Raw genomic sequence first — 11,225 nt, 5'->3', positions numbered from 1 at the left:
AACGGTGCAGGTGTGCAGTCCCGGAGGACCGCACACCTCACCGCTTGATTACCACCGGTGCTGGTACGTAGCGGTGAGCGTGATGCCCGGCGCGGGCAAGTGGCTCGTGTTGTTGCTGTTACGCATCAACTGGCTGTAGAGCGGGTAGTAGTACCGGTTGAACAGGTTCTGAATGCCGACGGTCGCGGTGTCGTTCTTCGTGACTTCGTAGCGGCTGATCACGTCGACCGTGGTGTAGCTGGTCGCGTCCATCCGGCCGAAACCGTTCACACCGTTCAGGCGGTAGTCGCGTGCGGAAAAGTACGTGACCTGAAGGCGATTGCTCCACTTCGGCGTGGGCTTGAACTGGACATAACCCGTGAGTTTGAGCGGCGGAATGCGGTAGCCGCTCATGTCCTGACTGTTCGCGCCTTGCGGCGTTTCACGTCCCTGTATCCAGGTAAACGTCCCACCCAGTCCCCAGCGCTCGTCTTCCGACAGGTAGTCCGCTGCGCCTTCGACGCCAAAGATGTGCTCCGCCGTGCGCGTGAGGATCAGGCCGTTATTGAAGCTCTGCACGTCGCCGAGGTCCGACGTCGTGTAGAACACGGCAAGCGACGTGAGCGTGTTGCCGAAGACACCGCGCCATCCCAGCTCGTAGTTGTTCGTCTTGACCGGACGCAGGTCCGACGAATTGATGTCGAAGCCCGGTCGCGCGTTACGCACCTGCACACCGATGTCGGGCAGGCTGAAGCCCTGACTGAAGGCGGCGTAGAACTCGTGGCCCTTGACCGGCGAATACGTCACGCCGAGATTGCCGAGCACGGCGCTGTAGTTCACCGTACCGCCTTTCACGCCGACGGGATTGGCGACTTTCGACTGCGACAACGGCACGAAGTCGTTGAAGCTTGCCGTTGCGTACTGATAGCGCAAGCCGCCTTCCGTCGACCAGTGATCGTTGAACTTATGCTGAAGCTGCGCAAAACCGCCCAGGCTGCGCGTGGTGAGCGGCGGCAAATACGTGGCTTCACCGATCTTGCGGAAGACGCGGCCGCCGCTCGCGTCATACAGCTTTGGGTCGAAGATATCGAGCGGCATATCGCTCTTTTCCTGCTCGAAGTCCATACCCCAGACGAGTCGCGTCTTCTTCTGCGCGCCGAACGGCGTCTTGATCGTCAGACGACTGCCGAAGACGGTGGAATCCTGCATCGTCTGGTCGACGTTCGCCCCGCGTGTGGCCACGGCACGCGCATCGAACGGCGTGAATCGGGTGAAGTAATCGCGGTAGTAGAACTGTGCCGAGAGCTGGCTGCCCAGCAGGTCGCGGTGTTCGTACTCCAGATTCACGAGCGTATTGCGAATCTGGTTCTGATCGTCGAGCTGAAGTCCGTCAATGCCGCGTGCAGGCACGCTACCCGCCGGCAGGCGCGCGACGGAAGGGTCCGACGCGTAGCTCGTATCCTGCGACGAGTTGATGTGGCTGACCGACAACTGCACGCGCTGGTCCGGTGCGAAACGCAGGCCGAGTTTGCCGCCGATGTTGTAGTTATTCGACGAGAACAGGTCGCCCTGACTCGGCTCGGGGGCAATGCGATTGCCACGCGCGTCGTAGCTGTTGCCGATACGGCGGCCACCGACATCGAATGCATAGTCGATCATGTCGTGGCTGCCGGAAAAGTGCTGCTGAATGTCCGCACTCAGGCCGTCTGCGCGCAGTCGCGACAGGGGTGAACTCAGCGAGACGGTGGTATCCGCCTTGGGCTCCCCGCCCGCGGGGCGCGTCGTGATGGACACGATACCGCCTGTCGCGCCGCCGCCATAAATGGAGCTACTGCCGCGCAACACTTCGATGCGCTCCACCAATGCCGGATCGACATTGGCGAGATTGCGTGACGAATCGCGGTTGGTGTTCAGCGGCACACCGTCGAGCAACACCAGCATGCCGCGTCCGCGAAGCGTCTGCCCGTAATCCGTCACCGTGCGGCTGGAGTCGGCCATGCCCGGCACGACCTTGGCCAGCACGGTCGCGAGGGTGCCCGACGCCGCCTTGAGTTCGTCCAGCTCGGCGCGTTCGATGACCGTCACCTGACGTGTTGGCCGTACCAGATCGCTCGACGTACGCGACGCCGTTACTTCGACCGGTGCCAACGCCAGCGGACTTGCAGGCGCGGCGGCGGGCGTCTCGGCCTTCTTCTCCGAGGCCGACACCAGCGTGTAGCCCTGATTGCCGCTGCGGCGGTAAGCGATGCCGCTGTTCTGAAGCAGCGCGGACAGCGCGGCCTCGGCGGTCATGGTGCCGCGCACGGCGGGGGCGGTCTTGCCGCTCACCAGATCAGGGGAAAAGAAGAGTTGCAGATTGGCCTGACGCCCGAGAAGCACGAGCGCGTCGGACAGCGACTGCGCTGGCACGTTGACGTCAATCGCAGCACTGGCCTTTGCGGCGGTGCCACCGTTCGCAGTTTGCGCAGCGGCGCGCTGGGGTTGGGTGCCCAGGGCAGCCAACGCGGCAAGAAAAATCAGTGACGCGGCCGTCTGCGGACGGCGCGATCGGGAACGGCGGGCGTGTGTAGAACCTTTCACGGCTGTTGGTCTCGTTTCGAATTTTGATGGATTCGCCGCTCTGCGACTAAGGCGAACTATCGGAAGACGAAACGCCGGACCAAAACCTGAATTATTTCGACGAAATTTTTACGGTGCCGTCGGAGAGCGTCTGCACCTTGACCGGCAGGAACTGGGGCAGCGCCGCGAGCAGTTCGTCGGTGTTATCCGCGCTGAAGACGCTGGTAACGCGAAGCTGCCCGACTGCGTCGTTGGCGACGACCACCGGCGATGGGCGGTACAGCGTGACTTCGCGCACGACGTCGGCCAGCGTTGCGTTCTGGAAGATCAACTTGCCGTCGCGCCAGGCCAGCGCCGTCGACAGATCCACCGGGCGGGCCGATGCGACGGTGCCGTCCGGACGAATGGTCGTGCCGAGCCCTTTCGTGAGCAGTGCGGACGTTTTTCCCGTTGCACCTGCCGCCTGTGCGGGCACGCCGTCCACCTTCACCGATCCGGATTCGACGGCCACGGCCACATGCTTCTCGATGCGGCGCACGTCGAAGCGAGTCCCCGTGACCGTGACACGTCCGGTACCGGCATCGACCACGAAGGGGCGCGAGGCATCGTGCGTGACGGAGAACATCGCCTCGCCGTCGAGCAACGTCACGTTGCGCTGTGCGGGGGTGAAGCTCACCTGAATGTGCGTGCGGGTATTGAGTTCGACTACCGTGCCGTCGGCAAGCGTCACGCTGCGTCGCTCACCCGGACGGGTGGCAATCTCCTGCGTCTGAGCGGCCGGGGGGGAGGATGGCGTGAGTTGTGCAACGTGTTCCGGTGACCGGGTCACGGAGGGCAGCATCATCGCGCCCAGCGCAACGCCGAGCACGCAAACGCAGGCGACGGCAATCCATCGACCCGCGGTACTGCGGCGCATCTCGCGATGACCCGCCCCGGCCTCGGCGATCCCAGGTTCGGCCAGCGCGCGCAGACGCGCGGCTGGCACGGCCGCTGCTGCCTGCCATACGCGATCGAGTGCAGCGTATTCTGCGCGGTGCAAAGGGTCGGCAGACAGCCACGCGTCTCGCGATGCGCGGTCGGCATCGGAAAACGCGCCGCTGTGCGCTCGCGTGAACCAGCGCGCGGCTTCTTCGCGAATACGTTCAGAGGCGGGCATCGAAAGAGACGGAGAGAGAGGGCAGACGGGACATAGGCGTGCGCGTCACTGAGGCGCCAGAGGGCCGAGACGTTCGCGCAAATGTTTCATCGCCCGAATCATATACTTCTCGACCATGTTTTTCGAAAGATCGAGCCGCTCGGCGATCTCTTGCTGGCTGCAACCGTCAATGCGCTGCCAGACGAAAACCTGTCGGCACTTCAGCGGAAGTTCGGACAGCGCGGCTTCGATGGCGTGCGCGAGTTGTGCGGCGTGGACTTCTTCTTCCGGATTGCCTGTCGGCGCTTCGAACGCCGAGAGCGCATCGAGCGTCGTCTGTTCTCGTCCGCGCTCGCGGCGAAAGGCGTCGATGGCGATGTTGCGTGCGGTCTGATGCAGATAGGCGCGCGGCTGCTCCGGCGGGGTTTCCAACTCAAGTACTCGCAGCAGCGAGTCCTGCGCCAGATCCTCCGCCTGATGCCGGTTGCTGAGTCTTCCCGTCCACGTGCGAAGCAACTCGTCGTAGTAGGCGAAGATTCCGCGAGGGCGCGTCGAGCTTGCCATCAATCGAGTGGCGCAAAGCGCCCGGAAAGACCGGCCCGGCGGGCGACGCGATGACGGAAGGAATGGGAAAGCACGAGGAAGTCTGGGACCGAACCTGAAGGTTCGGAGTGCCGATACAGTCGTTAAATGCGAGTGATTATCATTCCATTTGTTGCGTGGGTCAATACCGGAAAGCGTGGGGTGCGACGGACGAATCGGGTCGCCGCGTCGCGTATGGAGATTTGATCAAGCGTTGCCGCTTACCAATTCGTTTCCCGCTCCGGCGTCGCCGTGATCTTGTGGATCGAGAGGTCGGCGCCGTAGTACTCCTGTTCGTCGTCGAGCCGCAAGCCTGAGATGCGTTTGATGACGCCATAAACGAGGTAGCCACCGGCGAAGGCGATCGCCACGCCCATCACCGTGCCGACGATCTGCGCGACGAAGCTCACACCGCCGAGTCCGCCGAGTGCCTTCTGTCCGAAGATGCCGGCCGCCAGTCCGCCCCAGATGCCGCACACGCCGTGCAGCGGCCACACGCCGAGTACGTCGTCGATGCGCAGACGGTTCTGCGTCACCGTGAACAGCCACACGAACAGACCGCCCGCGACTGCGCCCACGACCAGCGCGCCGAGCGGGTGCATGACGTCCGAGCCCGCACACACCGCAACGAGTCCCGCAAGCGGGCCGTTGTGGATGAAGCCCGGGTCGTCGCGACCCACCCACATGGCGACCAGCGTGCCGCCGACCATCGCCATGAGCGAGTTCACGGCAACGAGCCCCGAGATGCCACCGACGCGCTGGGCGCTCATCACGTTAAAGCCGAACCAGCCGACGATCAGAATCCATGCGCCGAGCGCGAGAAACGGGATCGACGACGGCGGATGCGCGGCGACCTGACCCTGACCGTTGTAGCGCCCGCGTCGCGCGCCGAGATGCAACACCGCAGCCAGCCCAATCCATCCCCCCACCGCATGCACGACCACCGAACCCGCGAAGTCGTGGAAGGGCGCGCCGAGCGTTTGGGTGAGCCAGTCCTGAATGCCGAGATGCCCGTTCCAGGCGATGCCTTCGAAGAACGGGTAGATCACGCCAACGAGGAAGAACGTGGCCACCGACTGCGGATGAAACTTGGCGCGCTCGGCAATGCCACCCGACACGATGGCCGGGATAGCGGCCGCGAACGTCAGCAGAAAGAAGAACTTGATGAGCGCGTAGCCGTTGTGTTCGGACAGCACCGTGGCGCTCGACCAGAAGTCGACGCCATAAGCGAGCGGATAACCGATGAAGAAATACGCGAGTCCCGAGACGGCGAAGTCCGTCAGGATCTTGACCAGTGCGTTGACCTGGTTCTTCTTGCGGACAGTGCCCAGCTCTAGAAACGCGAAACCGGCGTGCATGGCAAGCACCAGGATCGCGCCGAGCAGCAGGAACAGCACGTCGCCGGGTGTATTGGAATTGGGCATGAATGTGCTCTTTTGGTGCAAACGTGAGAAGAAACGAAGATATGCAAGAGCGATGCCAGAAATCACTAGTGCATTGATATGTATGAGAGTTTTATCTGGTGATGTGACATTCGGTGCTTCGGAGTGCACGGTCGTGGTGCCGCAAGCTGATGCGCGGGCGTTCTTCGTGCATGCGGACATGGCGGAGGGTGGAAAAGGGGTGAAAGGCGAGGGGATGTCACACGCGATGCGTGTCACCGGTACGCGGTATAGAATCCATCAGCAAAACCACGGACCCATCTCTGAGGAACCCCATGATTTTTGAAATCGCCCAGATCGAAGTGAAGCCCGGCAAGGAAGCCGAGTTCGAACAAGGTGTCGCCAAGGCCGCGCCGCTGTTCAAGGGATCGAAAGGCTGCCACGGCATGCGTCTGCTCAAGTCCATCGAGCAACCGACGCATTACAGCCTCGTCGTGACCTGGGAAACGCTCGAAGACCACACCGTCCACTTCCGCAACTCGGAAGCCTTCCAGCAATGGCGTGCGCTCGTGAGCGATTGCTTCGCCGCGCCGCCGAACGTCGGCCACGTGACGGAAGCGCTGATCGGCTTCTAAGTCAGGACGGGAGCTGCGCCCGATCCGAATCGGTGCGCAACCCATGAAGCGGTGATGGAGTCAGTCTCCACCACCGCTTTTTCTTTTTAGCGGGATGACTAGGGCTAACTAGGGTTAACGCGATATCAGGCAATAAAAGTTTTCAGATAACATGCAAACCAGAAAAGCATTGAGCGACAGGAACGGATGACCACCAAGCCCAGAACCCTGACCGAGCAGGTCGCGCAGCAATTACAGGAAGCGATCCGGCAGGGCGTCTATCCCGTCGGCACCCGGTTGCCGACCGGCAAGCAACTCTCCGAATCGTATGGCGTGAGCCCGGCGGTGATCCGCGAGGTGACGGAGCGTCTGCGGGCGCAGGGGCTCATCGACAGCCGTCAGGGCGCAGGCGTGACGGTGAAGGCGCGCACGCCGCAAAGCGGTTTTCAGGTGCCTGTCGGGCAGGATGCGGCCGATCTCGCGAGCGTCTACGAATTGCGTCTGGATCTGGAAAGTACAGCCGCCGCGCTCGCCGCCGTTCGCCATACCGACGAGGACATCCGTCAGCTCGAAACGATCCTCGGCAATCTCGAAAAGCATCTGTATCACCCGGAGAACGGTGTCGAGTTCGATACCGCTTTTCATGCCGCCATCGCCCGCGCAACGCACAACCGCTACTACGCCGACCTGTTGCAGTACCTGAACCTGCAAATCCGGCAGGTCGTGCAGGCAGCGCGCACGAATACGTTGCGTCACGAAGGGCTCGCGGCACAGGTGCATCAGGAGCACGTCGCCGTGTTCGACGCCATCAAGGCGCGCGATCCGATCCGCGCGCGTGAGGCGTCGCTCTCGCATCTGTTGCGCGCTTCGGGGCGTCTTGGCTTGACGCTGCCCGGGCGCGACATCATTACCGGCGCGGTTGCGCCGACACGCCATTGATCTGCGAGCGGCCAAGCCATCGTCAGATGCCATCCCCCACACCGTAACCCCCGACGCGTGACCTTATGACCATCACCGCTTTTGCTCAACGTCTGATCGATGCCATAGGCGCCGACAGCGTTTTCACTTCCACTGAAGACGTCGCGCCGTGGCTCGCCGACTGGCGTGGCATGTATCGCGGGCACGCGCAGGCCGTCGTGCGTCCGCGCTCGACGCAGGACGTCGCCAAAATTCTCGCGCTGTGCCAGAGCACGGGCACCCCGGTCGTGCCGCGCGGCGGCAACACCGGGTTGTGCGGCGGTGCGACGCCCGACAAGTCGGAGCAGAACGTGGTGCTGAGTCTCGACCGCATGAACGCGGTGCGCAGCCTCGACACCATCGCCAATACGCTCGTAGCCGAAGCGGGGTGCATTCTCGAAGACCTGCAACGCACCGCGCGCGACGCGAATCGTCTGCTGCCGCTGAGTCTCGCGGCCGAAGGATCTTGCCAGTTGGGCGGCAATCTCGCGACGAACGCCGGTGGCGTGAACGTGGTGCGCTATGGCATGACGCGCGATCTGGTGCTTGGCGTGGAAGCCGTGTTGCCGAACGGGGAGATCCTTCACGGTCTTCGCACGCTGCGTAAGGACAACACCGGTTACGACCTCAAGCAGTTGCTCATCGGCTCGGAAGGCACGCTCGGCGTGATTACGGCGGCGGCGTTGCGTCTGTATGCGCCTACGCCGGTGCGTCAGGTGGTGATCGCCGCCGTCACGTCGCCGCGTCAGGCGCTCGAACTCTACGAACTGCTGTTCGCCGAATGCGGCCCGCGCATGCAGGCGTTCGAGTTCTTCACCGGCGAGTGTGTGGATCTGGTGATGGCGCATGTGCCGGGCGTGCGCGCCCCGTTTGGCGAGCGTCACCCGGGCTATGTGCTGGTCGAGCTGGCCGATACGGCGGACGAACAGGCCCTCGGTGCATTGCTCGAACGGGTGATCGAGGCCGCCATCGAGCGCGATCTGTGTGCCGACGCCGTGGTGTCGTCCACGCTGGGTCAGGTCGAAGAGATGTGGAAATTGCGTGAGGAAATCTCTGAGGCGCAACGTGCCGACGGCCCGCATCTGAAGCACGATGTCTCGCTGCCCATTGAATCGATTCCAGAGTTCATGACGAGCGCCGAGGCGCGCGTGCGACGCGTGTGCCCGCAGGTGCGTCCGTTCATCTTCGGCCACTTCGGCGACGGCAACCTGCACTACAACCTGTCGCGCCCGGCAGGCGAGGCGGCGGATTTCATGGCGAAGCACGGTGAAGCGATCACCGCCGAAGTGCTCGACGAAGTCGCCCGCTTCGGTGGCAGCATCAGCGCCGAACACGGCATCGGACAGCTCAAGCGCGACTACTTCGCCAAGTACAAATCGCCGCTCGAACTGCGTCTGATGCGCGAGATCAAGGCCGTGTTCGACCCGGCCGGCATCATGAATCCGGGCAAGCTGCTGTAACGGTTTTCCGCTTCGCGGACGCCGTGCACCGGCGTCCGATGACGTTTTCCCCTGAGGAGTCGACATGACCGCAACTTCCGCCGCCGGTGCGCCGCTGTGTCTGGGCCCGCTGCCGGAGATCGATCCGCCCACGTTCGAAGTGCCGTTCGGCGCTGTCGACACGCATGCGCACGTGGTTGCCGCGAGCGACGCGTATCCGATGGTGCCCGAGCGCAGCTACACGCCGCCGCCCGCGCCCGAGGACAAGTACCTCGCCATGCTCGACGCGACGGGCATGACCTATGGCGTGCTGGTACAGATCAGCGTCTACGGCACCGACAACCGGTACATGCTCGAAACGCTGCGCCGTCACCCGGATCGCCTTCGCGGCATTGCGGTGGTGTCGCCGGACGTCACCGACGCCGAGCTGGAAGCGATGCACGCAGCGGGTGTGCGCGGGTTGCGCATCAACGTGCTGTTCGGTGGCGGCATCGGCTTCACGGCGATGGAGACGCTCGCGCATCGCATCAAGGATCTGGGCTGGCATATGCAGTTCCTGATGGACGTGAATGCGTTGCCTGACCTCATGCCGCGCATGACGTCGCTGCCGGTGCCGGGCATCGTGGATCACATGGGCCACACGCCCGTGGCACAAGGACTGAACTCGCCGGGCTTTTCGGCGCTGCGCTCGCTGGTGCGCGACCACGGTTACTGGGTAAAGCTCTCTGGCGCGTACCGGATCAGCGAGCGTTTTCCGACGTTCGACGACGTGACGCCGTTCGCACAAGCGCTCATCGAAGACGCGCCCGATCGCATGGTGTGGGGCAGCGACTGGCCGCACGTGTCGCTTACGCGCATGCCGAACACCGGCGCGTTGCGTAATCTGCTGCCGCAGTGGGCACCCGACGCCGAGACACGTCAGCGCATTCTGGTGGACAACCCGGCACGTCTGTACGGTTTTCCGAAAACGGTTTGATTTCTGATTTGATTTCTTTCACCCATTCCCGGCGCGTTTAGCGCTCATGTAGTCCACGAGGTTCAGGAGGAGACAAGATGGATTGGTATCGCCAGATGAACAAGACCGAGCGGCACACGTTTATTGCCGCGTTCGGCGGGTGGGCGCTCGATGCGCTCGACTTCATGGTGTTCACCTTCGTGATCTCGACACTGATCACCGTGTTCAGCATCGACAAGGGGCAGGCCGGCATGCTGGCCACCGTGACGCTGCTGTTCTCGGCCATCGGTGGCTGGCTGGCCGGGGTGTTGGCCGACCGTTACGGACGGGTGCGTATCCTGCAGGTGACGATTCTGTGGTTCTCCATCTGCACGGTGCTGATCGGCTTCGCGCAGAACTTCGAGCAGATCTTCGTGCTGCGCGCGTTGCAGGGGCTGGGCTTCGGCGGCGAGTGGGCGGTGGGTTCGGTGCTCATGGGCGAGATCGTGCGCACCGAGTATCGCGGTCGCGCTGTGGGGACGGTGCAGAGCGGCTGGTCGATCGGCTGGGCGGTGGCGGCGCTTTGTTATACGGCGTCGTTCTCGTTTCTGCCGGAAGAGTATGCGTGGCGGGTGCTGTTCTGGATTGGCGTGATTCCGGCATTGTTCGTGCTTTTCATCCGAAAGAACGTCCCTGAGCCCGAATTGTTCCAGCGCACGCGCAAGCGTGAGGATGCCTTGGAAAAGCGCACGTCGGCGTGGGCGATCTTCTCGCCGGCGCTGATCAAGACGACGGCACTTTCGGCGCTGCTGTGCACAGGCGTGCAGGGCGGGTACTATGCCGTGACGACGTGGCTGCCCACGTTCCTGAAGACGGAGCGCCATCTGTCGGTGATCGGCACGGGCGGCTATCTGCTGGTGATCATTCTCGGTTCGTTCATCGGCTATCTGACGGGAGCGTACCTGACCGACCGTCTGGGGCGTCGCGCGAACCTGCTGATTTTTGCCGTGCTCTCTGGCGTGAGCATTTACGTCTACACGCAGCTTCAGCTGAGCAACGACCAGATGCTGATTCTCGGATTCCCGCTGGGGTTCGCGGCATCGGGCATTTTCAGCGGCATGGGCGCGTATCTGACGGAGCTGTTTCCGTCGGCGGTGCGTGCGAATGCGCAGGGCTTCGCGTATAACTTCGGACGCGGCATCGGCGCGTTGTTTCCGAGCCTGGTCGGCTATCTCGCCAAGACGAGCGGTCTGGGTTCGGCCATCGGGATGTTTGCCGGTGGCGCTTACCTCGTCGTTCTGATCACCGCGTTTATGTTGCCCGAGACGAAAGGGCGCGAGATCGAGTAAGTTCGCGAGTCAGCTCGCAACTGAGTTCGCAACTGAGTTCGCAGAATTCGCAAGACAGTTTTTGTATGTTCGAGGACGGCCGTTGCCGTAGTGTCGGCAGGCCGTCCGGTTTTTTTGATTCAAGGGAGTTCCGCATGAAGATCCTGGTACCGGTCAAACGGGTAGTGGATTACAACGTAAAGGTTCGCGTGAAGAGCGACGGCAGTGGCGTCGACATCGCGAACGTGAAGATGTCGATGAATCCGTTCGACGAAATCGCGGTGGAAGAGGCGGTGCGTCTGAAGGAAGCGGGCGT

10 protein-coding genes and 1 pseudogene are annotated in these 11,225 nt (G+C 62.9%); 7 read left to right on the top strand and 4 right to left on the bottom strand.

Going from position 1 to position 11,225, the window contains the following annotated elements; translation table 11 throughout:
• Positions 1-48: 48 nt before the first annotated feature.
• The 4 genes from PAQ31011_RS19100 to PAQ31011_RS19085 all read right to left on the bottom strand — a co-directional run bounded on the left by PAQ31011_RS19100 (position 49) and on the right by PAQ31011_RS19085 (position 5,679).
• Positions 49-2,481 carry a TonB-dependent receptor gene (locus tag PAQ31011_RS19100; protein WP_425495123.1) on the bottom strand — a complete coding sequence of 811 codons (2,433 nt, stop codon included), beginning with the start codon at positions 2,479-2,481 and terminating at the stop codon, positions 49-51.
• A gap of 169 nt (positions 2,482-2,650) precedes the next feature.
• The gene (locus PAQ31011_RS19095; protein ID WP_150577314.1) at positions 2,651-3,694 is read right to left on the bottom strand and encodes a FecR family protein; all 1,044 of its coding nucleotides are present in this window, start codon (positions 3,692-3,694) and stop codon (positions 2,651-2,653) included.
• A gap of 45 nt (positions 3,695-3,739) precedes the next feature.
• Entirely contained in the window at positions 3,740-4,237 is a 498-nt protein-coding gene (locus PAQ31011_RS19090) for a sigma-70 family RNA polymerase sigma factor (RefSeq protein WP_150577313.1), read from the bottom strand.
• Between the two features lie 239 nt (positions 4,238-4,476).
• On the bottom strand, positions 4,477-5,679 hold the full coding sequence (locus PAQ31011_RS19085; protein WP_150577312.1) for an ammonium transporter: 1,203 nt from the start codon (positions 5,677-5,679) through the stop codon (positions 4,477-4,479).
• On the opposite strand from PAQ31011_RS19085, the gene PAQ31011_RS19080 reads away from it, so the two are divergent.
• From PAQ31011_RS19080 to PAQ31011_RS19050, 7 genes and pseudogenes are all read left to right on the top strand, one after another.
• A complete protein-coding gene (locus PAQ31011_RS19080) occupies positions 5,678-5,983 on the top strand; it encodes a hypothetical protein (RefSeq protein WP_150577311.1) in 306 nt (101 codons plus the stop codon). The two genes, PAQ31011_RS19085 and PAQ31011_RS19080, sit on opposite strands and share 2 nt — an antisense overlap.
• Complete coding sequence (locus tag PAQ31011_RS19075) at positions 5,973-6,272, top strand: antibiotic biosynthesis monooxygenase family protein (protein ID WP_039399708.1); 300 nt, start codon at positions 5,973-5,975, stop codon at positions 6,270-6,272. The genes PAQ31011_RS19080 and PAQ31011_RS19075 overlap by 11 nt, the downstream gene beginning before the upstream one ends.
• A gap of 186 nt (positions 6,273-6,458) precedes the next feature.
• The gene (locus tag PAQ31011_RS19070) at positions 6,459-7,190 is read left to right on the top strand and encodes a FadR/GntR family transcriptional regulator (RefSeq protein ID WP_150577310.1); all 732 of its coding nucleotides are present in this window, start codon (positions 6,459-6,461) and stop codon (positions 7,188-7,190) included.
• A gap of 65 nt (positions 7,191-7,255) precedes the next feature.
• Positions 7,256-8,668 carry an FAD-binding oxidoreductase gene (locus PAQ31011_RS19065; protein ID WP_150577309.1) on the top strand — a complete coding sequence of 471 codons (1,413 nt, stop codon included), beginning with the start codon at positions 7,256-7,258 and terminating at the stop codon, positions 8,666-8,668.
• A 64-nt stretch (positions 8,669-8,732) separates the two neighbouring features.
• Positions 8,733-9,623, top strand: a complete 891-nt coding sequence (locus PAQ31011_RS19060; protein ID WP_150577308.1) for an amidohydrolase family protein — start codon at positions 8,733-8,735, stop codon at positions 9,621-9,623.
• 77 nt (positions 9,624-9,700) lie between these two features.
• Positions 9,701-10,930 carry an MFS transporter gene (locus tag PAQ31011_RS19055; RefSeq protein WP_150577307.1) on the top strand — a complete coding sequence of 410 codons (1,230 nt, stop codon included), beginning with the start codon at positions 9,701-9,703 and terminating at the stop codon, positions 10,928-10,930.
• A gap of 134 nt (positions 10,931-11,064) precedes the next feature.
• Positions 11,065-11,225, top strand: a pseudogene (locus PAQ31011_RS19050) (electron transfer flavoprotein subunit beta/FixA family protein); the annotation flags it as partial.

The organism is Pandoraea aquatica (genome assembly GCF_902459565.1).
In the GTDB taxonomy this organism is placed as follows: Bacteria; Pseudomonadota; Gammaproteobacteria; order Burkholderiales; family Burkholderiaceae; genus Pandoraea; species Pandoraea aquatica.
This window is presented reverse-complemented; position numbering and strand designations above follow the sequence as displayed.

What these genes read in the sequence shown, in the direction of transcription:
- PAQ31011_RS19095 (WP_150577314.1), bottom strand. Translation starts at nt 3,694, where the DNA reads ATGCCCGCCTCTGAACGTATTCGCGAAGAAGCCGCGCGCTGGTTCACG.
- PAQ31011_RS19090 (WP_150577313.1), bottom strand. Translation starts at nt 4,237, where the DNA reads ATGGCAAGCTCGACGCGCCCTCGCGGAATCTTCGCCTACTACGACGAG.
- PAQ31011_RS19080 (WP_150577311.1), top strand. Translation starts at nt 5,678, where the DNA reads ATGAATGTGCTCTTTTGGTGCAAACGTGAGAAGAAACGAAGATATGCA.
- PAQ31011_RS19085 (WP_150577312.1), bottom strand. Translation starts at nt 5,679, where the DNA reads ATGCCCAATTCCAATACACCCGGCGACGTGCTGTTCCTGCTGCTCGGC.
- PAQ31011_RS19075 (WP_039399708.1), top strand. Translation starts at nt 5,973, where the DNA reads ATGATTTTTGAAATCGCCCAGATCGAAGTGAAGCCCGGCAAGGAAGCC.
- PAQ31011_RS19070 (WP_150577310.1), top strand. Translation starts at nt 6,459, where the DNA reads ATGACCACCAAGCCCAGAACCCTGACCGAGCAGGTCGCGCAGCAATTA.
- PAQ31011_RS19065 (WP_150577309.1), top strand. Translation starts at nt 7,256, where the DNA reads ATGACCATCACCGCTTTTGCTCAACGTCTGATCGATGCCATAGGCGCC.
- PAQ31011_RS19060 (WP_150577308.1), top strand. Translation starts at nt 8,733, where the DNA reads ATGACCGCAACTTCCGCCGCCGGTGCGCCGCTGTGTCTGGGCCCGCTG.
- PAQ31011_RS19055 (WP_150577307.1), top strand. Translation starts at nt 9,701, where the DNA reads ATGGATTGGTATCGCCAGATGAACAAGACCGAGCGGCACACGTTTATT.